A 21,725-nucleotide genomic window follows, 5' to 3' on the forward strand; every position below is an offset into this window, starting at 1 on the left:
GCATCAGCTCCCGAAGACTTCGCGTACGGCGTGGCCGAGGACGGGGTAGAGCGCCCCGATCATCAGGACGACCCAGATGCCGACGACGGTCCAGAGCATCTGCTTCTGGTAGCGGGGACCCTTCGACCAGAAGTCGACGGCGATGACACGCAGGCCGTTGAGCGCGTGGAAGAGGATGGCGGCGACCAGGCCGTACTCGAGGAGTGCGACGATCGGCGTCTTGTAGGTGCTGACGACATCGTCATACGCCTCCGGGGAGACGCGGACGAGAGCGGTGTCCAGCACATGCACGAACAGGAAGAAGAAGATGAGGACGCCGGTGACTCGGTGAGCCACCCAGGACCACATTCCTTCCCGGCCGCGGTACAGCGTTCCAGCCGGCACGGCAGAACCCTCCGGGAGCGGGGATTGGGGCCAGCCGGCTTGGGTGGTCGGACGGGCCCGGCCGGGTACGGTCCACCGGCCGCTCGTCATCGTATCGACGAGTTGTCGGTAGCCCTGCCCCGGGTCCGCAGGTGTGATCAAACAGGCAATCAAACAGGCACGTACGGGCTATCGGGACGGGTCTGCGATCGGCTGTCCCGTGCGGCGTGTCCGGGCACGTCGCCGAGGGTGAGGCGGGCCAGCCTGCCGCGGGCGAGGCGGCGCAGTTCCTCGGCGGCGACGGCCCGCTCGTCCTCCGGATCGTTGCCGAGGCGTGACCGGATGCCGGCGAGCAGCTGGCCGAGTGCCTCGCTCGGCGGGACGTCGTCGAGGCAGATGACGAACGTGTGTCCGAATCGGCTCTCGTAGGCGGCGTGGGCGGCGCGCAGGGCGGTGTGGGCCGCGGTGGAGCCGGTCCTGGGTGCGCCCTGGTGCGGGACCTGGGGCAGCACGGCGTCGAGCGGTTCACAGGCCAGGGCCTCGGCGAGGTCGGCGTCCGACAGGTCGTACGCGGCCTCGTCGGAGGCCGCGAGCAGGGCGTCCAGGTCGGGGTAGGGCCGGTGAGCGGTGAGGCGGCGGGCCCAGCGCCGGCTGCCGCAGCAGGTGAGGAGGACGGCTTCGGCCGCGTCCGGCGTGGCGGAGTTCAACTGGTGCGGGTGCGGGTGCAGCGTGCGCTCCTGGGCAGGGGGCGGCAGGGGTGGGGCCCTGTAGCGGTGGGGCCGGGTGGGTGTGGGGGTGACGCAACGGTATCGAGACGTGCTGTCAGCTGTGCGACGGGTGAGCGAATTTCACCCGAATGGGAGAGTTTGGCTCCACGATGTGGACGAGCCGCCTGTGGCGACGCGTCGTAGCGTGGCGGTATGGCTCCGACTCTGGATTCGACTCCGACGTCAGATTCGGCCCGCTGCGCGGCAGGTTCGGCCCGCTCCGCGGCGCGAGGTGACCGGTGAGGCGCGGCCCCGCCGCCGCGGCGGGCGGCGTCGCCGTCGCGGGGGCCGTGGTGCTGGCCGTCGGGTTCTGGCCGGGTGGCGACGGTGGCGGCTCCGACCGCGCGGCGCCGTCCGGCGGCAGGTCCGCGGCGGCGCCCTCGACGAGCCCCGGCAAGAGCTACGCGCTGTCCAAGGCTCCGGCGACCATCCCCTCCGTGCGCGAGCACACCGCGGCGCGCGGCCCCGGCTGGCGCCCCGACGAGGGCGAGGGCCGGGTCGTGGTCGGTGACGGCGCCCTCGCCGACGAGGCGAAGCTGCTCGCGGACGAGCTCAAGCTGAAGTACGGGGGAGACTCCGACCCGCGCAAGGGCGACGTGCAGCTGACGCTGGACGACGGGGAGAAGAGCGGGAAGAAGGGGGGCGACGAGTCGTACACCCTGACCGTCAAGGGCGAACAGGTACGGATATCCGCGCCCGCCGAGGCCGGCGTCTTCTACGGCACCCGCACCCTCAAGCAGGCGGTGAGCCACGGCAGGACCGCCCCCGAGGGCGTCGTACGGGACCGCCCGGCCAAGCCGCAGCGCGGCTTCATGATCGACGTGGCCAGGAAGCACTTCGACCTGAAGTGGCTCGAGGACCGCGTGCGCGACCTCGGCGACCTCAAGTACAACCAGCTCGGTCTGCACTTCTCCGACGACCAGGCGTTCCGCATCGAGTCGGACTCGCACCCCGAGATCGTCGCCTCCGACCATCTCACCAAGGACCAGGTCCGTGGCCTCGTGAAGCTGGCCGCGAGTCGCCACATCACCGTCGTCCCGGAGATCGACTCGCCGGGACACCTCGGCGCGGTCACCCGTCAGCACCCCTCCCTCCAGCTCCGCAACGCGCGGGGCGCGGTCACGCGCGGTGCCGTCGACATCTCGAAACCGGAGGCGGCGAAGATCGTCGACGATCTCCTGAAGGAGTACGCCGAGCTGTTCCCCGGCGCGTACTGGCACCTCGGCGCCGATGAATACCTCGCCCTCACGGCCAAGGACCCCGAGGCGTCCTACCCGCAGCTGGCCGCCGCCGCCCGCGAACGCTACGGCGCGGGCGGACGCGTCCAGGACCTGGCCACGGGCTGGCTCAACGACCGCGCCGACACCGTGCGCCCCTCCGGCAAGAAGCCGAGGGCCTGGAACGACGGGTTCTTCCGGGGCGGCAGCACCCAGGCCGCCGACGACATCGAGGTCGCCTACTGGACCGGCAAGGAGATCGGCGCGCGCGAGCCCGACGAATACCTGAAGGCGGGCCGAAAACTCGTCAACTACAACGACGAGTACCTCTACTACGTCCTCGGCCAGCCCCAGACCTTCCGCTACCCGACCGGGCAGCGGATCTACGAGAGCTGGACCCCGCTGGTCGTCCGCGGCACGAAGCCGGTGAGCGAGCGGTACGACGACCAGATCCTCGGCGGCACGTTCGCGGTCTGGGGCGACCTGGCGGACGCGCAGACCCAGGAGCAGGTGGCGTCGGGCATCCGCATGCCGCTGCGCGCCACCGTCCAGAAGCTCTGGGACCCGAGGAAACCGGCACTGGCCTGGAACGACTTCGTGAAGCTCGCGGACGAGCTCCGCTAGTCGGGGTCCGGTCGCCGCGTTTTTCCCTTTCGGTGGCGAACTTGCCGGTATCTGTGGTGTATTCGGCCGGGAACGACAAGATTGCGGCGCGGCGGGGGGAAGCGGCATGGGCTACTGGGGGTACTACGTCGTCGGCAGAAGCGAGCGCCCGCTCGTGGAGCTCGCGGCGGTGGAGGGCCTGCGCGACGAGCTGACCCTCCTGGACCGGCGGCCCGACGGGTGGCAGGTGTGGGAGATGCCGGGCGGCAACAACGGCGACGGGGACGGCGTGCCGGACGTCGGCAACATGAACACGCTGGCCCGCGAGTCGGGCGCGCCCGCGCTCTTCGGGTACGTCATGGACAGCTCCTGCGTGATCATCGAGGCGGCGGCGCCCGAGAGCGGTGCGTGGACGACGTGCCTGGCGCGGCGCGCGATGGCGGACTACATCGGCGGCGCCGCCGCCGACCTGACCGTCGAGGACTACTTCCTGGAGCCGCGCGACGCCGCCGAGCGCGCGGTGGCCTGGGCGGCGGAGTCGGGCAGGACGGTGCCCGCGGGCCCACTGCTCGACGTACTGAAAGCGGACGCGGAACCCTCGGCGGAGGAGCTCTTCTTCCGTTTCCTCGACCGGCTCGGTGTCGTGCCGCAGTGACGTTCCCGGGGCGGCGCACGCAGTAAGGGGCAGCGCAGGGTCCGTGACGGGGGATCCGTGCCGAAGGGTCTGTGACGGGACCCGTGACGGGGGAGACGTACGGCAATGAGCCTGGTGGAACTGATCGCGCAGGCCGATGAACGGGGCCTGGCGGCGAGCGGGCTGGCCTGCCTCGACCGGTGCGTGCCGGTGCTCGGCGGCGACGACGAGGTGCTGCGGCCGCTGTGGGCGAGGCTCGCGGAGGGCGGCGACTGGCGGGGCCCGCTGGCCGAGGCGCGCTCCGCGCTCGCAGCGGCGGCCGGCGTCGCGGGTGCGGGCTCGGTGCCGGGCACCGGGGCGGCCCACGAGGCGGCGACGCTGACCCGGCGCATGCTCGACGCGGTCCCCGCCGGTCCGTCCGGCGCGGAGGTCCGGGAGTGGGCCGACGGCTGCTCCGTCGCCGCCCTTCAGGTCCACCGCCTCCTCGACACCGCACCGGGCGACGGCACGGACGCGGCGGCCACCCTCACGTCCCCACTGGTCGCGGCGGAGCTCCGCCGTCAGGTACGCATCCTCGAACTCCTCGCGGACAAGGGCGCGGGCCCCGCGGGCGGACTGCGGCAGGCCCTGGACGTGTCGATGGAGGGCCGCCGCGTCCTGCGTGCGGTGATGTCGCGCCGCGCGCGTGTCCGCCGCTGAGTACCGGCCTCAGCCCTTCCTGTCGCCCGGCAGCTCGGCGGAGCAGGTCGCTCGCCCGTAGGCGCCGGACGCGGTGGCGCGCTGCCGGTGCTCTCCGCCGACGGAGAGCGCGCAGCTCACCTCGCCGCCCTGCTTGCCGAGGCGGATGCGGACGGCCGGGTCCTTGCCGAGCGGGACACGCACGGTCTTCTGCCACGGAAGCTCGACACGCGCCTCGCCGCCGCTCCCCGCGGCATCCTCCGCGACGTACGAGACGTCCGCGGCGCCCGTATCCGTCCCGGTGACGCGATACGTCACCGACGCCGTCGGCGCGGGCCGTCGCCCGGGTTCGTCCCCGCCGACGAAGCCGTAGACGACGAACCCGGCACAGATACCGAACAGCACCCCGCCCACGGCCAACACCCGCCGGTTCGATATCTCGCCGACCACGGTCGGATCGTCCGGATCTTCCGGAACGACGACTTCTCCCAGCTCGTCGCTTTCTCCGCTCCCCATCGCGTTTTCGGCCGCGCTCTCGGTCCGCATGTTCCCCCACCCCTGGATGAATCGGGGGCGGTTATACAGCACGGAGAAGGGTGAATACCAGGCTACGGAGAAATCGGACTTTTTCCCGGCGCCAAGGAAAAGCCTTCCCGTGCGCGGTGAGACACTTCAGATGCGCCGATGGTTGTACGTGACGCGGCACTTGTCCGTGTGAAAAGAAGCACTGGGCGAAGCCGTCACGGCGGCGGGCTTCCTTCCGCTTGTCAAGTGGAGGGCGCGGTGCGCGCTCTCGGAGGTCGAGGGTGAAGGGGTGGGGCCGTGGGTGGAGAGAGCGGATGTGAACAGGTCGTGGGAGCCGCGGAGATGAGGGGGCGGGCCCAGGGGTTTGTCTCTCGCGTGACCGCTCGGAATCGGCTGCCGCTCGATTTCTCCGTCGCCAGTCTCCGCATCGTCGACTTCCTCATCGACGGACTCCGCAAGGGCGGCAGGCCGCGGGCCGAGATCGCCGGGACGCTCTTCGGGCTCGGCGCCTATGTCGGGGAAGTCCTCGTGCGGCGGGCCGGTGCCGTGTGGGTCGACTTCGACCAGGATCAGCGGCAATTATTCGGGCAGTCCGTCGGTGTCCGGATGCCGGACGGGCGGGTGTGGAATCCCCTCGGGAAGGTCGTCAATTGCCTCGAACGAGGCGGAACGAACGGCTCCGAAGTGTCGCTCCAGAACTTTTACCTCACCTTGCCGGGCCGCCTGCGCCATGTGGCGTGAAGTCGGTGGCGTCGGCATGAGGTCGGTTTATCGAGGCTTCTTGAAATATGGGGAGCCGCGGCACAGTTGGCCGCGGTGCGGGTAAGTGTGGGCGAGCGGGTGCGGGGAGGCGTGGGCGCTGGGCAGGGCACGGGCACGGTCGGCGGTGTCGGCGGGGTGAAGAGGAGAGCGTGGCGCAGGGTGGGGTACATCGCCGTCCGACGGTTTCCGACGAGGAGCTGACGCGGGCTCTGAGGGCGGCGCGGGAAGGGGACGAGAGCGCTTTCGCCCTCGTCTATCGGCGCGTTCATCCCGGGCTCCTCGGACAGGTGCGCGGCCTCGTCCACGACGACGCGGAGGACGTGGCCTCGGAGGTCTGGCTGCAGATCGTGCGCGACCTGGACCGGTTCCGGGGCAGCGGCGCCGACTTCCGGCGATGGGCCGCGACCGTCGCACGCCATCGCGCGATCGACCACCTGCGGCGGGTCCGGAGCAGGCCCCTCGGCACGCTGATCGAGCGGGAACTGCTCGACATCCCCGCCGAGGACGACACGGCCGCCCGCGCCCTGGAGACGCTGTCGACGGAACGCGTGCTGCGCATGGTCGCCGACCTGCCGCCCGACCAGGGCGCGGCGGTCCTGTTACGGGTGGTCGTGGGGCTCGACGGCCCGTCCGCCGCGCGGGTCCTCGGCAAGCGGCCCGGAGCGGTGCGGGCGGCCACCCGGCGCGGAATCCTGCGCATGGGGCGGCAGTTGGGGCGCCCGCCGGACGGGGCGGAAGGCGAACGGGCATCCCCACCGCCGCGACCGCGGGGATGTCCCGTTCTCTGTCATGGTGCTTCGTAGGGGCGGGTCCGCTCCTACTCGTTGAACCACTCCGACGTGACCGTCGCCCCGCCACCGTTCCACTTCAGCGTCATCTGGTACCAGCCGTCGTTGCCGACGTTGTACGGGTGCTTGTCGCAGCCGTTGTCGCCGCCGTCGCCGTCGGTCCACAGCGTGGAGATGTTTCCGGCCACGTACTGCTTCTTCAGGGTGCCGGTGACACCGTTGCCGTCCGCCTTCGTGTCACAGATCTCGAAGACGTCGCCGTCGTCGATGAACTTCATGTAGCCGCGCCCGTCGGGCAGCTTGATCGTCTTGTCGCTCACGCGGACGTCGGCGGCCAGAGCCGGGCCCGAGGAGACGGCGAACAGCGTGGCGGCGGCAGCGCCGATCACGGCGGCACGGGTGAAGGTGGATCTGGCCATGGGGGGTCCCATCTGCTCGGTGGGGCCGCGTCGCGGCCCGGGTGTGGCGGATGGTTCCCGCCATGGCGGAAGGTTCGCGCCATGGCTGAGAGTGTGCTGGCGGGGCGTCCATGTTTCCTTGATTCCCGCTGGAGATCCTGAGACGGGTGGTGACAACGGTCGAGGAGTGGTGAACTCTCCTCAAATGGCCGGTCACGCCGCTAATCTGACGGCCCCTCATGCGTTGTCCGAACGGCCGCGTGCCGGTCGGCCGACCCGGCCACGGAGAGGCCCGTGCCTGACGAACTCGGATTCGACGAGCTGCTCGACGACGGCGGCCTGATCGCCCGGCTGCTCGGGAAGACCGCGGCCGGGCGCAAGCGGGAGCTGCTCTACGGCCACGGCACCGACCTGCCCGTCGTCCTCCTCGTCGGCGGACCCGGCATGGGCAAGGGACGGCTGCTGCGCTGCATACGGACCCGGTTCGGGCCGCGCGTGCCCACCGCGTACCTGGACTGCGCCCAGACCGACGCGCGGGAGCTGGCCGAGGAGCGGCCCGGCAGCCGCTCGGAGGTGACCGAGGCGCTGCGCAAGATCGCGCTGCAGTACGGCGACTGGGGCGGCGACGGCGGCGGGATCGCCGTGCCGCGGCTGTACGCCGGACTCGCGGCCGTCGCCGCCGGCGACCGGCTCGCCCGCGCCGCGCCCCTGGTCGACGAGGTGGGACGGCTCGAAGGAATCCTGCCGCCCGGCTCCTTCTGGCGCGGAGTGCTGAAAGGGACGGCGAGGAACTACGTGGGGTACGTGGCGGGGCTCGTCACCAGCCCGCTCGCCGGGCCCTTCCTCAACGCGCTGCTCGAAGGCCTCTTCGCCCGCGTCTCCACGGAGGGCAGGGCCGCGCTCACCGCCTGCTACGGCGAGTACCCCGGCGCGGGCGGTCACCCCCAGGCCGGACTCCGGGCGCTCGGCGAGGACTTCCAGCAGGGCGGCGAGGCGCGCAGGATCGCCGAGGGCTTCCTGTTCCGGGCGCTGCGGCAGGACATCGACGCCGCCTACCACGGGGTGCGCGGCCGCATGTCACGCGTGGGGCGCCCCGCCCTGCTCCTCGACCACGCGGACGGCTCGCTGGGCCGACGCCTGCTGAAACCGGCCCTCGAGGACCGGGAGCGGGGACACCACGACCGCCTCGTCGTCTTCGCGACGGCCCGCCGCGAGGACGGCGGACGCTTCCTCCACCGGGCCGGCAGCACCCACGAAGGCATGGCGGTCTGGCAGCCCTTCACCGGGACGCTCCCCGAGTGGAGCCGTCCGCCAGGCGGCGTCCCCGACCACGCGCCCCTGTGGCGCGGCGTCCTCCTCGTCCGCATGCCCGTGCTCACCCGCGACCGGCAGAAGGACGAGATCGCCCGGCTGCGGGGCGGCCACGAGCAGCCCGACAACGCCGTCCGGCTGCGTGTCCACAGCGGTGTGCACCGGCTGAGCGGCGGCCGGCCCCGGTTCGTGACCCGGCTCGGCGAGGCCACCGCCGCCACCGTCTTCCCGACGCCCGAGCAGTGCACCGACTGGGCGATCCTGGACGCCCGCGTCCGCGCGAGCGAGGACGAGCAGGGCCGCCCCGTCGACGACCGCCCCGTGGCCGACGTACTCGTCGACGAACTCGTCGACCGCGAGCGCCCCGAGGAGCTGCCGCCCGAACACCGAGGCCACTGGCTCGACCTGCTCACCCACCTGTCCGTCGCGCACGACGTGGAGTGCGCCCAGACCCTGATGCGCGCCGTCCAGGAGGACCGCACCGAGCGCCTGAACGCCTACCGCATCGCCGAACTCCTCGAGGACACCGGCTGGCCCCGCTGCCCCCGGCACTTCATCGGCGACCTCGGCCTGCGACGGTTGCTCACGCGGCGGCTGTACCGGCTGCGCGACGGGGGAGCCGCCTGGCACGCCGACCACGCGCTGCTCCAGGGCCACTACCGCGACCTCGGCGACCGCCACCCCGACCCGCTGTTCGTCACCGCCGCCGCCCACCGCATGCACCACCTCCTCGCCTCCGACGGCGCCGACCTCGTCACCCGCTACCTCGCGGACGCCTTCCGCACCCGCCCCGTCGACGAGTGGTGCGAGGAACTCCTCGCCATCGCCGACGCCGCACTGATCGGCACCGCCGACGACCGGTACGCGCGTGCCCTCGGCGAGACGCAGGTGCGCGGCGACACCCTGCGGCGCCGGGTCGACCGGCTCCTGCACGCCGTGTGGCTCACCGAGGACCGGACGCAGCCGCTGGAGGAGATCGTGCCCGGCGTGCTGCGCGGGCCCCTGCGGGAGCTCAGTGAGGAGCTGGCGCGGATCGCCGACGAGGCGGTGCGCCACCAGGGGCCCGAAGGGGCCGACGTGGCGCGGGCGGCGGACGGGGCCGCGCTCCTCATCCGCATGGCCCGCGACTGGGGGGACCGGGCCGAGGACAAGCAGCCGCTGAAGCGGTGCGTGTGCACGGAACACATCGGCTTCGGCTGACCGAGCGATTCCATACGGGCACCACCAGGCGTCACCCGAGGGAGGGCAGCGTTGAGGCAGTTCGGGAACTGGCTGTACAACACGTTCTTGGCCAACTGGATGCGCAGGATCCTCACGCTGCTCGGCCTCGTGGCCGCGGGCGTGCTCCTGTACGTGTTCCTGCCCCCGATCGGCGAGGCCGAGAGCTGCGCCGCGGGCGTCGAGAAGCACGGCGGCGAATGCATCGGCGTCAACGGCACCGGCTATGCCTTCGGGACGCCGGAGATCGACAAGGTGGCCCGGGCGATCGCCAAGGAGAACGAGGAGTTCGTCGGCGACAAACCGCACGTCACCGTCGCCCTGATGCTGCCGCTCCAGCCCGACATCGATGCCGAGCGCATACAGCTGCGCAGCGAGATCCAGGGCGCCTACCTGGCCCAGTACCGGGCCAACCGTGAGGAGAACACCCCGCTGCTGCGGCTCGTCCTCGCCAACCCCGGCGACTCGTACGCGCAACAGGAACGCGTCGTCGACCAGCTGGCAAAGATGGCGGACGACAAGAAGGACAACCTCCGCGCCGTCACCGGCTTCAACCTCAGCCTGGACGCCACGAAGAAGGCCATCGCACGCCTCACCAACGACCTGCACATCCCGGTCCTCGCGAGCCGCGTCAGTGCGGACGAACTCGCCAACCCCGAGGGCGGCGCCAAGGACCCCTATCCCGGCCTCGCCCGCATCATCCCGACCAACCGCCAGCAGGCCGACGCGCTGGCCAGCTTCCACGGCGAACTCAGGGACGACCAGACCGTGCTCGTCAGGGACAAGCGGGCGCACGACATCTACAACGACTCGCTCGCCAAGGCCTTCAGCCGCGACGAGGACGGGCCGCCGGGACCCAAGGACCAGACGTTCGAATCGCCCTCCATCACCGACCCCGGTGACACCGGCAACGACTTCACGCTCATCGCCCAGAACATCTGCCAGTCCACGGCACGCTACGTCTACTTCGCGGGACGCCCCGTCCACCTGCGGCTCTTCGCCCTGAAGCTGGCCGACGTGCAGTGCCGCGGCAAGAAGTACACGATCGTCAGCGGCTCGGGAGCGGCCACCCTCAACCGCTACATGAAGGACGGCGACTGGGAGCGGCTGCGCGGCGGCGGCAAGGAGCCCGTCGTCAGGGTGCAGTACGCGGCGCCGGGTCACCCCGACGCCTGGGACCACGAGCTGCGCCGCACGAAGGGCGCACGGGACCGCCGCGACCACTTCACCGAACCCCGGGCCGAGTTGGACAAGCTGCGCGCGCTGATCGACAAGGGCGGCGCCGGGGACATCGGGCCCGTCCCGCTGGAGGATTCGCGCACCATGCTGGTGTACGACGGCACGCGCACGATCGCCAAGGCGGTGCTGCTCGCCAACGCCCAGACCGAGGGCACGGTGCCGCCCCTGAAGCGCGTCTCCGACATGTGGCAGCGCCTCGAAGCGGTCAACCGCGTCCGCGGGACCAGCGGCTGGATCTGTCTGACCAACGCGGGGAACGCCTACGACAAACCCGTGGCCGTCGTCGAACTCGACCCGCGCACCGAGGAGCTGCGGTACGTCGGCGTGGGCTGGCCCGAGGGGAAGGCGCAGCCCGACGACTGCCGGGTGCCCAGCGACACCTGAGACACCCGGCTGGTGGCGCCGCTACGGCGTCAGCGACTGGCCCAGCTTCGCGCCCGCCGGAGTGCCCAGGAGGGTACGGCCGTAGTAGACCCCGCTCGCACCGGGAACGCCCGAAGGTCCGCTGTCCAGCTGGAGGATCGTGCCGTCGCCGGCGTCCTCGCCCTCGACACCGATCGCCAGGTCCGCGCGGCCGGTGCCCGACAGGTCGGCCAGCGTCACCGACGAGCCGAGACGGTCGCCCGCCTCGGTGGAACCGGGCACGTCCGGCTCGTCCTGCGAGAAGGCCCGCGCGCCCGTACCGGTCAGACCGGACGCCGACCCCTTCAGGAGCAGCGACGTGCCCGCGTCCGCGCGGTTCTTGTCGGCGCGGGTGATGTCCTCGCCCGGGGCGCCCGTCAGGACGTCCGCGTAGCCGTCGAGGTCGTAGTCGCCCGCCGCGACCGACCAGCCCATGGCGTCGCCCGACTCGGCGGCGCCGGGGACTCCGGACGTCGCCTGGTGGACCGTCTTCATGCCGGTCGTCGTGAACCCCGTCGACGTGCCGGGGACCACCGTGACCTGACCGCCCGCGTGGGCACCCGACTCGGCGGTGTACGGCTGGCCGATGACCAGGTCGTCGTAGCCGTTGCCGTTGACGTCGCCCACGGCGACCGAGCGACCACCGGGCACGGAGAGCACGCCGACCCGGCTGAGGCCCGAGCGACCGCCCCTGAACCAGGCGACCTTGCCCTTGCCCGCCTGATCGCGGTAGGTCAGCGCGACGTCCGCGTAACCGTCCCGGTTGAAGTCACCGGACGCGGCGTCGGGGTACGAGACGGCCGTGTCGCCCCTGGTGAGGCTGCCGCCCGACTCGTGCTCCGGGTCGAGCCGCGCGGCCCACGAGCCGCCGGTGCCGGTCGACGCGGCGAACACGTCCGCCTTGCCGTCGGCGTTGAAGTCGCCGGACGCGACCGCGGCGCCGAAGCGGGCGCCGGGGTAGTGGAAGTCGGGCGACAACTGCATGTCCGTGCCGGACGTGAACGTCGGCCCGTACAGCATCGTGACCGCGCCGCGGTCCTTGTTGGACGTGTCGTCCTCGCCCGGGGCGCCGATCACGAGGTCGGCGTACCCGTCCGCGTTCAGGTCGCCCCACGCGGTGGCCGCGCCCCAGTCGTCGCCGGTCTCGGAGGCGCCGGGGACGCCCTCGCTCGCCTGCGTCAGGGAGATCTTCGACGCGCCGACCGGTCCGCCGATGCCGCCGGGGACGACCGTCACGCTGCCGCGGTTCGAGGACGCCTTGGGGGTGCCCGCGATCAGGTCGGTGATGCCGTCGCGGTTGTAGTCGGCGGTCGGGGCGGCGGAGTTGCGGCCCGCGCTGCTGGCGAAGCGGCGTATCTCGCCGAGCTTCGCGTACAGGTTCTTGCCGGGGCAGGGCGTCGCGAAGCCGTCCTTGTGGCCGGAGACGGTGTTCAGCGACGCCTGGTCGCCCTTCTTCCACACGCCGGTGTCGTCCGCCGCGGTCAGCGTCACCTTGCCGGCCGGGTCGCCGCCGTACTGGCCGAGCTTCCATGCCGCCACGCGCGCCACCGACTCCACGGCGGCACGGCTCGGCTTCCCCGCGGGCTTGTTCGTCGCCGGGTCGCCCTCGAAGTCGCCGAGGACGGCGATACCGGTCGAGTCACCGTCGAAGCCTTCGGTGTGCGCACCCCGCACCGGCAGGTCGATGCCGCCCGCGCGGCCCTCGAAGACCTGACCGCACTTGTCCACGAGGAAGTTGTAGCCGAGGTCGTTCCCGTGCTCGACCTCCAGCTGGTACGTCATGATGCCGCGGACCAGCGCCGGGGACTCGGCGCAGCTGTAGTCGTCCGAGCCGGCCGTGTGGTGGACGAAGACCGCCTTGACCTTCTCGATGTACTCCGGCGGCGCCTTGACCCTGGACTCGTCGGCGCCCCACGCCGCGCGGCCGATCACGGGCGGCCGGGTGACCGTCGACGGCGGGGCCGTCGGCTTGGTGGGGGTGGGGTCCGGTTCGGCGGGGGTCGGGGACGGGGCGTCGGCGGCGAAGGCCGCGGGAGCCATGGCGGTGCCCTGGGCGGGCGTGCCGGAGGTGCCGGGCTTGGCGCCGGGCGTCCCCGTACCGCCGTCGAGCGCCGGGTTCTTCGCCTCCTCGGCCGTCACCCCCGGGTCCACGAGGTCGACCTGGAGCCCCTCGGGCAGCTCGGAGCTCGCCGACCCGTCGGCCGCGACGACGCGGACCTCGACGCCGTCGGAGGGACCGACCCACAGCGGATCGGACGCGGCGCGCCTGCCGCCCTCGCCCTTCCCCGCGGGTGGCCGCTCCAGGTCGAGGGCCCGCCAGGCGCTCCACACCTCGGAGCCGACGGCACGCGTGCGCACCTGCGCCGTGCCCGAAAGCTCCTCACCGGCCCCGTCCCACGAGACGCCGAGGAGGGAGAAGAGCTCGGTCGACGTGCGCGGCAGCTCCCGCTTCGTCGCGCCGTCGGCCTCCAGCGGAAGGTCGTGCACGCGCGTCGGCCGCTTGGCGCGCGGATCGAGATCCGGCCCCTCCCCGTCGCCGGGACCGGCCACCGCGTACGTCACCGCACCCGCACCGCTCAGTGCGACGGCTCCGATCGTCAACCACGCCCTGCGCCTGAGACTCAGCGGTCGGTACGCATGCGTGGTACGCGCCTTTTGGCGCGGTTTGCGCGGGCTCAATTGCCCCACCCCTCAGCGAAAAACTGGTGAACACAGCGAGTCCGTAAGACTGATCAAGCGATGAAAGGGTTGTAGGGGCGCGGACGATTTGTCGCGTGATCTATCCCGCACGCCCCAGCGGTGACATGGAGGCGGGCCGCTGCGCTGGGTCATGTGACAGTGGTGCGCGCTGATGCGCGTGTACATGACGCGGGCGGGGCTTGAAGTGGGGGAACGGGTGGGGAACCGAGTGCGGACCGGGGCGTGGGCGGCCGGAGGGCGGTTGCGCAGGACCATGGTCCGTGTCGTCGCGGTGGGCGCGGCCGTGGGCGGTCTCGCGTCCTGCGGCACGGACCGCGAGGTCACGTACGCCGGAGGCACCCTCGAAAAGCTCGTGCCCGAGGACGAGAGGCGCGGCAGGGAGCTCGCGACCGAGGCGATGACGCTGTTCCGGGACGCGGACTCCGTCCGCATCGGCGTCGAGATGGACACCCCGAAGGGCCACCAGAAGGTCTCGCTCCTCATGGACCGGAACAGCAACTGCACGGGGACCTTCGACGCGGGGCCCGCGCAGCGCGGCGACATCATCATGATCGCGGGCGGTTCGACGTACGTGCGGTTCAGCGAGGCGGCACTCGCGGAGATCCGGCGGATGGCGGCGGCCCGCGGCCCCGAGACGGCGGCGCGGGTCCGGGAGCGGACGGCGCTGGCGAGCGGGAAGTACCTGAAGATCCCGACGGGACCCGGCGGCGGCGCGAGGCGCGTGATGCCGGTGAACAGCTGCGACCTCGACAAGTTCACCGGTGCGATGCCGGGAAGCCCCGGCCCGAACGACGTCATCAAGGCCCTCCCCGCGACGCGTCGGCACGGCGCGGCCGTCATCCCGCTCGTCGAGAACGAGGAGGAGGGGGACAGGACGTCGGTGTACGTGGCGGCGAAGGGCAAGCCGTACCTCCTCGGCGCCGAGGTGGAGGAGAACGGCCGGACCATGGAGATGCGCATGTCGGAGTACGGGGAACCGGTCTCCGCGGTGGCCCCGACGGCCGCCGAGACGGTCGACATCTCGAAGGTCGGCCCGGCCGGCGGCGGTCTCTTCGAGGTCTGACCCGCGTGGCCCCCGGCGGACGTCCCGCTGTGACATTTCCGCCCCCTCCGACGCAGTCGACCGTGAAGGCACAGGCACGGGGACCTGTGCCCGAGCGGGCCGGATGGGAGCGGGTTGGGCCAGGGTGGGGGACCCCGTCGCGCACAGGCGCACGACGAAGAGCTGGGCAGGGCCGTCGCGGCGGCCCAGGAGGGCGACGAGGCGGCGTTCGCGGTCGCGTACCGCCTGGTCCAGCCGGGGCTCGTCGGCTATCTGCGCGGCCTCGTCGGCACGGACGGCGAGACGGCGGAGGACGTCGCCGCCGACGCGTGGCTGGAGATCGCGAGGGACCTCGGGCGGTTCCGCGGGGACGGCGCGGGGTTCCGCGGCTGGACCGCGACGATCGCCCGCCACCGCGCGTTCGACCACCTGCGCCGCCTGAACACCCGCCCGCGCCCCGCCCCGCTCGACCGCGAACTCCTCGAACTCCCGGACCCCGCGAGCACGTCGGCGGCGGCCCTGGAGGCGATCTCCACGGAACGGGTCCTGACCCTGGTCGCCGCCCTGCCCCCCGACCAGGCGGAGGCGGTCCTGCTCCGCGTCGTCGTCGGCCTGGACGCGCCGACGGCAGCCCAGGTCCTGGGCAAACGACCCGGCGCGGTACGGACGGCGGCGCATCGGGGGCTGCGGAGGCTGGGGGAGTGGCTGGGGGCGTCCGGGAGCTGAAGGCGGGATCGCGGACAGGGTGCGGGGCTTCTCAGCCGGCGCGGGGAGGCGTGAGCTCGCCGAGGTCGGGATCGATCTCGAAGGGGACGGGGCGGTGGAGAGTGCCGCGGAAGCAGGGACGGTGCGGCTGCTCGCCACTCCGAGCGCGGACAGCGCGGTGCCCGTCCGATGGCGGAAGATCGTCGCAGGAGGCCTTGAACGGCTCCGCGTGAAGTGAACCGAGCCGGCCGGGGCCGCCACCCCCCACAGGAGAGGCCCCGGCCGGTACACGGTACGAACCGCGTGCGGTCCGTACTCTCTTCAGCGCCGCGCGTGCGTTTTCTGTCACACCGCGTGCTGTCACCCGCTAGTTGCACGTTGTACAAACATGGACGTAGGCCTGTCCGAGCCCGTAGCGTGCTGGTTCGCGCCGGGGCCGGGCGCAGATCTCCGAGTGGCAGGATTGAGAGAGTGCTGGGGGACGACGCGGAGCTGACCGCCGCGGTGCTTGCGGCGCAGGACGGGGACGAGACCGCGTTCCGGACTGTGTACCGCGCCGTGCACCCGCGGCTGTTGGGGTACGTACGCACGCTGGTCGCCGACCCGGACGCCGAGGACGTCGCTTCCGAGGCCTGGCTGCAGATAGCGCGCGATCTCGACCGGTTCAGCGGTGACGCGGACCGGTTCCGGGGCTGGGCGGCGCGCATAGCGCGCAACCGCGCCCTCGACCACATACGCATGCGGGGCCGCAGGCCCGCCGTGGGCGGCGACGAGTCGGAGCTGGCCGGGAAACCGGCCGACGCGGACACCGCGGGCGAGGCGATGGAGTCCCTCGCCACCAGCGAGGCGCTGGCCCTGATAGCGCAGCTCCCCCAGGACCAGGCGGAGGCCGTCGTGCTCCGCGTCGTCGTCGGTCTCGACGCGAAGACCGCGGCGCGGACCCTCGGCAAGCGGCCCGGAGCCGTCCGCACGGCGGCGCACCGCGGCCTGAAGCGGCTCGCCGAACTTCTCGGTCCCGAGGGGGCCGATCCCAAGGAGGCGCTGGGCGCCGTACCGCCACAGAGAGAACCGCGCGGGTGCGCGGTGACGTCCGCCGGTGTGACGCAATCGCGTACGCGGACGCAGAAGGACATGTGATGGCCGACGAGCACCACAAGTGGCTGGACCGCGACGCGGCGGAGCGTCTGCTGCGCGGGGAGCCCCTCGAAGGCATCGATTCCTCCTCGGACGGGGATGCGGACACGGAAGTGGACGCGCAGGCGAATGCGCGGGCGAACGCGGCGGCCGAGCGGCTCGCGCGGGCGCTGTCGGCGCTGAGCGGCGCGGGCGAGCAGGGCGTGGCCGCTTCTTCCGGTGCAGCTGCTTCTTCCGGTGAGCCCGCGTCTTCCGGTGAACCTGCTTCCTTTGGTGAGCTCCCGGGCGAGGCCGCCGCGTTGGCCGCCTTCCGTGCCGCGCGCGCGGACGCGGCGGGCGCCGTCCGCGGCGGCAGCTCCAGGACCGCGCCCTTCGCGACGCCCGCGCACGAGGCCGCCGCGGGCGAGACCGTACGTCTGGGGCGCGCGGGCAACCGTCCGCGCCCCACCCGCTGGGGAAGACCCGTACGCCTCGGCGTCGCCGCGGCCCTCGCCGCCTGCATGCTCGGCGGCGTCGCGGTGGCCGCGGGAACGGGCGTACTTCCCTCACCCTTCGGCGGGCACAGCAGTCCGGGCCCCGCCGCGTCCGCGTCGCCCGGCACGACCCCGGAGGAGTCGCCGCCCACCCCGCCCGGCGAGACGCGCGAACCGTCCGAGGACCTCTCGCCCGACGAGACGACGGCACCCGACGACACCCCGACGTCGTCCCAGGAACCGGTGAGCAGCCCGACCCAGGAGGCCGAGGCGGACGACGAGCACACCGGCGTACCCCAGCAGCCGACCGGCGACAGGACGGCGCCGCCCCGCCGCGACGAGGCGCGCAAGTGGTACCGCAAGGTGGTCGTCGCCTGCCGCGCCTACCGCAGCGGCGACCTCCAGGGCAAGAAGCGCCGCCGCCTGGAAGAGGCGGCCAAGGGGCCGGAGCGGGTGGAGGAGTTCTGCGGCCGGATCCTCGGCGGCGGTGGGGCCGGTGGCGGCCGGCCCGGTGGCGGTGACCAGAGCGGCGGCCAGGGCGGCGGCGACGGCGGCCACGACGGGGACGACGGCGGCCACGACGGCGAGAACGGTGGTGAGGAGGACGGGGGCTCCGGCGGCGACGGCGGCCAGGTGCCGCCCGTCACCTCTCCCACCGCTCCTTACCCCGGCCCCACGACGTCGCGCAGCGCGCTGCCCTACTTCTCCTGACGTCCGCCGCCGCCCCGCTCCAGCAAAGGTGTGACGTTTTTCGAGCGTCCGGCGCAGTAAGTAGTGAGCCGACTGGTCATCGGCCCGCGCACGAGCCGGGGGTTCCCCCCGTACCTTCGGCTCCGTGCCACCGGCGTGGGCGGGATACGTTCCCCCGATCCCGCCCACGCCGCCTCACTTGTAGATGACGACCCGGTCGCCGGTCCGCACCTGCGCGAACAGACTCGCGATCTTCTTCTTGTCCCTGACGTTCACGCACCCGTGCGAGCCGCCCGCGTACCCCCTGGCCGCGAAGTCCGCCGAGAAGTGCACGGCCTGGCCGCCGCTGAAGAACATCGCGTACGGCATGGGGGTGTCGTAGAGCGTCGAGACGTGGTGCCGGGACTTCCAGTAGACGTCGAACGTGCCCTCGCGGGTCGGCGTGTACTGCGACCCGAACCGCACGTCCATCGTCGAGACCGCCCTGCCGTCGATCATCCACGTCAGGGTGCGGCTGCTCTTGGCGATGCACAGGACCCGTCCCGTCAGACACCGCTTGTCGGGTTTCGCGGGCGGCATCCCGCCTGCCGCGTACAGCTCGGACCGCGTCGGCTCGCGCGTCATGCCGAGCAGCCTGCCCCAGGTGACGGTGTCCGTGACGCCCGTGACGGCCAGGCCGCGCTTGGCCTGGAAGCCCTTGACCGCGGCGGCGGTGACGGGCCCGTACGTCCCGGTCGGGTTCCCGCCGAACCAGGCGATCTGCCGCAGCCTCGCCTGCAGCTCCCGCACCTGCTTGCCCTCGTCCCCCTGCTCCATGAGCGTCCTCCCGGGCTCGGGCGCGGGTGGGGGAGTGTGTGTCGGGGTGCGCGGCGCCGGATCCCGCGCCGGGGTCTTCGTGGGTTTCTGCGCCGTAGTCCGGTCCGGTGCCCGGTCCGGTGTACGCGTCGCCGTCCTTCCCGGCTTCCCGTCCTCGCCGCCCGGCCCCCCTTCCGCGTCCACCGCGACGGCCTTGCACCCCGCCACCAGGACCAGTGCCGCCACGGCCCCCGCAGATATCGCGCCCCTGCCCATCACGCCCCCGTGCTCATAGACGACTTCGTGGACTGCTTCGTGGACAACTCCATGGACACCATGCCCCACACACCTCGAAGTGTTTCCCGGTTTGCCGCGAGTGACGCGTCGCCGACGCGGGCGCAAGCTGGACGCATGACCCACAAGTCGGAATCAGGACTGCCCATCGAACCCGTGTACGGCCCCGGGGATCCGGCCGGCTGGGACCCGGCGGAGAAGCTCGGCGCCCCCGGCGCGTACCCCTTCACCCGTGGCGTGTATCCCACGATGTACACCGGCCGCCCCTGGACGATGCGCCAGTACGCGGGCTTCGGCACCGCCGCCGAGTCCAACGCCCGCTACCGGCAGCTGATCGAACACGGCACCACCGGCCTGTCCGTCGCCTTCGACCTGCCGACCCAGATGGGCCACGACTCCGACGCCCCGATCGCGAGCGGCGAGGTCGGCAAGGTGGGCGTCGCCGTCGACTCCCTCGACGACATGCGGGTCCTGTTCGGCGGCATCCCGCTGGACAAGGTCTCCACGTCGATGACGATCAACGCACCGGCCGCGCTGCTGCTCCTCCTCTACCAACTGGTCGCCGAGGAACAGGGCATCGCCGCCGACCGGCTGACCGGCACCATCCAGAACGACGTGCTCAAGGAGTACATCGCGCGCGGCACGTACATCTTCCCGCCCCAGCCGTCCCTGCGGCTGGTCGCGGACACCTTCCGGTACTGCCGCGCCGAGCTGCCGAAGTGGAACACCATCTCGATCTCCGGCTACCACATGGCGGAGGCGGGTGCCTCGCCCGCGCAGGAGATCGCGTTCACGCTGGCCGACGGCATCGAGTACGTCCGCACGGCGGTCGCGGCCGGCATGGATGTGGACGACTTCGCGCCGCGCCTTTCCTTCTTCTTCGTGGCGCGTACGACGATCCTGGAAGAGGTCGCCAAGTTCCGTGCGGCCCGGCGCATCTGGGCCCGCGTGATGCGGGAGGAGTTCGGCGCGCGGAACCCCAAGTCCCTGATGCTGCGCTTCCACACGCAGACGGCGGGTGTCCAGCTCACCGCCCAGCAGCCCGAGGTGAACCTCGTCCGCGTCGCCGTCCAGGGACTCGGCGCGGTCCTCGGCGGCACCCAGTCGCTGCACACCAACTCCTTCGACGAGGCCATCGCGCTCCCCACAGACAAGTCGGCCCGCCTCGCGCTGCGCACCCAGCAGGTCCTCGCGTACGAGACGGATGTGACGGCGACGGTGGACCCCTTCGCCGGGTCGTACGTCGTGGAGAGCATGACCGACGACGTGGAGGGCGCGGCACTCGATCTGATGCGGCGCGTCGAGGACCTGGGCGGCGCCGTGCACGCGATCGAGCAGGGCTTCCAGAAGGCCGAGATCGAGCGCAACGCGTACCGCATCGCGCAGGAGACGGACAGCGGCGAGCGCGTCGTGGTCGGCGTCAACCGCTTCCGCCTCGACGAGGAGGAACCGTACGAGCCGCTGCGCGTCGACCCCGCCATCGAGGCCCAGCAGGCCGCCCGCCTCGCCCGGCTGCGCGCGGAGCGGGACGGCGGCGCGGTGCGCTCGGCCCTCGCGGCTCTCCAGGAGGCGGCGAAGGGGGAGACGAACGTCCTGTACCCGATGAAGGAGGCGCTGCGGGCGAAGGCCACCGTGGGCGAGGTGTGCGACGCGCTGCGGGAGGTGTGGGGGGCCTACGTGCCGGCGGACGCGTTCTGAGGGGATGCGGCGGGCCGGACTTCTCCACCCCGGTGCCCGTGTCCGTCAAACGGACACACACGTCCCGTGCCGCACACCCGTGCGACACTCCGGCCATGCTGGGTGTCACCGATCTTCCGACCTATCTCGCGGGCCTCGCCCTGATCATTCTGCTGCCGGGGCCGAACTCGCTGTACGTGCTCTCCGTCGCCGCCCGCCGCGGCGTCCGCACCGGCTATACGGCCGCCGCGGGCGTCTGGTGCGGGGACGCCGTCCTGATGACGCTGTCGGCGGCAGGCGTCGCCTCGCTGCTGCAGGCCAACGCGCTGCTCTTCGGGATCGTGAAGTACGCGGGCGCCGGGTACCTGACCTGGCTCGCGGTCGGGATGATGCGGGCGGCGTGGAGCATGTGGAAGGCGCGGCAGGAGCGGACCGCGGAGAGTGCGGCGGGGCCGGAGCGGGGCGACGCGGCGGCGGGGGAGCGACCGTTCCGCAGGGCGCTGGTGATCAGCCTGCTCAACCCGAAGGCGATCCTGTTCTTCATCGCCTTCTTCGTCCAGTTCGTCGACCCGGGCTACGCCTACCCCGCCCTCTCCTTCATCGTGCTCGGCGCCTTCGCCCAGATCGCGAGCGTCCTCTACCTCACGGCTCTGATCTTCAGCGGTACGAGGCTCTCGGCCGCGTTCCGCCGCCGCAAGCGCCTCTCGGCCGGGGCCACGTCGGCGGCGGGCGCCCTGTTCCTCGGCTTCGCGGTGAAGCTGTCGATCAGCAGCGTGTGACCGCCGCCCGGTGACGCGTCGTGGCTCTCAGTGGTGCCAGGCCGAGCCCCCCACGTTGTGGATCATGCGCTGGAGGACCTTCAGCGTGCGGACGTAGTCCTCGTCCGTGATGCCCTCGTGGATCTGGGCGCGGACCGCCTTCTGGCGCTCGGCGACGCGCGCCCGGAGGGCGCGGCCCTCGTCGGTGAGGGTGATGCGGCCGGTCCCGGGGACCTCGCTGACGAGGCCGCGGTCGCGCAGGGCGTCGATGTTGTGCACCAGGGCGCCCTCACCGACCTCCAGGTAGCCCTTCAGGACGGCCACGACCTCGTCCCGGGGTCTGCCCTCGGGGGCCTGGAGGAGCTGGTTGAGGATCCACCACTGGGGCTGGGTCAGTCCCATCTCGGCGAGCATGGTGCGGATGTGGTGGACGACGGCCGTGCCGGCGGCGGAACTCCAGTAGCCGACGGGCTGGTCGACGAGGTCCCGGTCACTGTGCGAGTACGCGAATGCTGTCATGCCCCTGAACGTAGAACCTCAAGAAGACTTGAG

At 72.2% G+C, this 21,725-nt stretch carries 21 protein-coding genes; 14 read left to right on the forward strand and 7 right to left on the reverse strand.

Going from position 1 to position 21,725, the window contains the following annotated elements; translation table 11 throughout:
- Positions 1–3: 3 nt before the first annotated feature.
- Positions 4–384 carry a succinate dehydrogenase, cytochrome b556 subunit gene (gene sdhC, locus DEJ47_RS23435; RefSeq protein WP_150171320.1) on the reverse strand — a complete coding sequence of 127 codons (381 nt, stop codon included), beginning with the start codon at positions 382–384 and terminating at the stop codon, positions 4–6.
- A gap of 149 nt (positions 385–533) precedes the next feature.
- Positions 534–1,070, reverse strand: coding sequence for a 2-oxo-4-hydroxy-4-carboxy-5-ureidoimidazoline decarboxylase (locus tag DEJ47_RS23440; protein ID WP_398335487.1), 537 nt, complete (start codon positions 1,068–1,070; stop codon positions 534–536).
- 299 nt (positions 1,071–1,369) lie between these two features.
- On the opposite strand from DEJ47_RS23440, the gene DEJ47_RS23445 reads away from it, so the two are divergent.
- The 3 genes from DEJ47_RS23445 to DEJ47_RS23455 all read left to right on the forward strand — a co-directional run bounded on the left by DEJ47_RS23445 (position 1,370) and on the right by DEJ47_RS23455 (position 4,283).
- Positions 1,370–2,971: a beta-N-acetylhexosaminidase gene (locus tag DEJ47_RS23445; protein ID WP_223828464.1), complete on the forward strand. Its 1,602-nt coding sequence runs from the start codon at positions 1,370–1,372 to the stop codon at positions 2,969–2,971.
- Between the two features lie 106 nt (positions 2,972–3,077).
- On the forward strand, positions 3,078–3,605 hold the full coding sequence (locus DEJ47_RS23450; protein WP_150171324.1) for a hypothetical protein: 528 nt from the start codon (positions 3,078–3,080) through the stop codon (positions 3,603–3,605).
- Between the two features lie 105 nt (positions 3,606–3,710).
- Complete coding sequence (locus tag DEJ47_RS23455; protein ID WP_150171326.1) at positions 3,711–4,283, forward strand: hypothetical protein; 573 nt, start codon at positions 3,711–3,713, stop codon at positions 4,281–4,283.
- A gap of 9 nt (positions 4,284–4,292) precedes the next feature.
- Here DEJ47_RS23455 and DEJ47_RS37025 read toward each other — a convergent pair whose 3' ends face one another.
- Positions 4,293–4,808: a hypothetical protein gene (locus DEJ47_RS37025; protein ID WP_223828465.1), complete on the reverse strand. Its 516-nt coding sequence runs from the start codon at positions 4,806–4,808 to the stop codon at positions 4,293–4,295.
- Between the two features lie 321 nt (positions 4,809–5,129).
- Here DEJ47_RS37025 and DEJ47_RS23465 point away from each other — a divergent pair, with 321 nt between their 5' ends.
- On the forward strand, positions 5,130–5,528 hold the full coding sequence (locus tag DEJ47_RS23465) for a hypothetical protein (RefSeq protein ID WP_150171328.1): 399 nt from the start codon (positions 5,130–5,132) through the stop codon (positions 5,526–5,528).
- A 170-nt stretch (positions 5,529–5,698) separates the two neighbouring features.
- On the forward strand, positions 5,699–6,352 hold the full coding sequence (locus DEJ47_RS23470) for an RNA polymerase sigma factor (RefSeq protein WP_223828466.1): 654 nt from the start codon (positions 5,699–5,701) through the stop codon (positions 6,350–6,352).
- A gap of 14 nt (positions 6,353–6,366) precedes the next feature.
- Here the strand turns inward: DEJ47_RS23470 and DEJ47_RS23475 are convergent, their stop codons facing one another.
- Positions 6,367–6,756, reverse strand: a complete 390-nt coding sequence (locus DEJ47_RS23475; protein ID WP_150171332.1) for a hypothetical protein — start codon at positions 6,754–6,756, stop codon at positions 6,367–6,369.
- Between the two features lie 273 nt (positions 6,757–7,029).
- Between DEJ47_RS23475 and DEJ47_RS23480 the strand changes: the two genes are divergently transcribed.
- Positions 7,030–9,246, forward strand: coding sequence for a hypothetical protein (locus DEJ47_RS23480; RefSeq protein ID WP_150171334.1), 2,217 nt, complete (start codon positions 7,030–7,032; stop codon positions 9,244–9,246).
- A 51-nt stretch (positions 9,247–9,297) separates the two neighbouring features.
- Positions 9,298–10,887, forward strand: a complete 1,590-nt coding sequence (locus tag DEJ47_RS23485) for an amino acid ABC transporter substrate-binding protein (protein ID WP_223828467.1) — start codon at positions 9,298–9,300, stop codon at positions 10,885–10,887.
- Between the two features lie 21 nt (positions 10,888–10,908).
- Here DEJ47_RS23485 and DEJ47_RS23490 read toward each other — a convergent pair whose 3' ends face one another.
- The gene (locus DEJ47_RS23490) at positions 10,909–13,506 is read right to left on the reverse strand and encodes an FG-GAP-like repeat-containing protein (RefSeq protein ID WP_223828468.1); all 2,598 of its coding nucleotides are present in this window, start codon (positions 13,504–13,506) and stop codon (positions 10,909–10,911) included.
- 340 nt (positions 13,507–13,846) lie between these two features.
- Between DEJ47_RS23490 and DEJ47_RS23495 the strand changes: the two genes are divergently transcribed.
- From DEJ47_RS23495 to DEJ47_RS23515, 5 genes are all read left to right on the forward strand, one after another.
- Positions 13,847–14,668, forward strand: coding sequence for a hypothetical protein (locus DEJ47_RS23495; protein ID WP_150171337.1), 822 nt, complete (start codon positions 13,847–13,849; stop codon positions 14,666–14,668).
- 114 nt (positions 14,669–14,782) lie between these two features.
- Positions 14,783–15,373, forward strand: coding sequence for an RNA polymerase sigma factor (locus DEJ47_RS23500; RefSeq protein WP_150171339.1), 591 nt, complete (start codon positions 14,783–14,785; stop codon positions 15,371–15,373).
- A gap of 19 nt (positions 15,374–15,392) precedes the next feature.
- Entirely contained in the window at positions 15,393–15,590 is a 198-nt protein-coding gene (locus tag DEJ47_RS23505; protein ID WP_150171341.1) for a hypothetical protein, read from the forward strand.
- 233 nt (positions 15,591–15,823) lie between these two features.
- Entirely contained in the window at positions 15,824–16,489 is a 666-nt protein-coding gene (locus DEJ47_RS23510) for an RNA polymerase sigma factor (protein WP_150171343.1), read from the forward strand.
- Positions 16,489–17,670 carry a hypothetical protein gene (locus DEJ47_RS23515; protein WP_150171344.1) on the forward strand — a complete coding sequence of 394 codons (1,182 nt, stop codon included), beginning with the start codon at positions 16,489–16,491 and terminating at the stop codon, positions 17,668–17,670. Before DEJ47_RS23510 ends, DEJ47_RS23515 begins: the two co-directional genes overlap by 1 nt.
- 174 nt (positions 17,671–17,844) lie before the next feature.
- On the opposite strand, the gene DEJ47_RS23520 is transcribed toward DEJ47_RS23515, so the two are convergent.
- Positions 17,845–18,720, reverse strand: coding sequence for a L,D-transpeptidase family protein (locus tag DEJ47_RS23520; protein ID WP_150171347.1), 876 nt, complete (start codon positions 18,718–18,720; stop codon positions 17,845–17,847).
- A 135-nt stretch (positions 18,721–18,855) separates the two neighbouring features.
- Here DEJ47_RS23520 and DEJ47_RS23525 point away from each other — a divergent pair, with 135 nt between their 5' ends.
- A complete protein-coding gene (locus DEJ47_RS23525) occupies positions 18,856–20,436 on the forward strand; it encodes a methylmalonyl-CoA mutase (RefSeq protein WP_150171349.1) in 1,581 nt (526 codons plus the stop codon).
- 95 nt (positions 20,437–20,531) lie between these two features.
- On the forward strand, positions 20,532–21,194 hold the full coding sequence (gene leuE, locus DEJ47_RS23530; protein ID WP_150171351.1) for a leucine efflux protein LeuE: 663 nt from the start codon (positions 20,532–20,534) through the stop codon (positions 21,192–21,194).
- Positions 21,195–21,221: 27 nt separating this feature from the next.
- On the opposite strand, the gene DEJ47_RS23535 is transcribed toward leuE, so the two are convergent.
- The gene (locus tag DEJ47_RS23535) at positions 21,222–21,692 is read right to left on the reverse strand and encodes a MarR family winged helix-turn-helix transcriptional regulator (RefSeq protein ID WP_150171353.1); all 471 of its coding nucleotides are present in this window, start codon (positions 21,690–21,692) and stop codon (positions 21,222–21,224) included.
- Positions 21,693–21,725: the final 33 nt, after the last annotated feature.

This window comes from Streptomyces venezuelae, assembly GCF_008642355.1.
Classification (GTDB): Bacteria; Actinomycetota; Actinomycetes; order Streptomycetales; family Streptomycetaceae; genus Streptomyces; species Streptomyces venezuelae_B.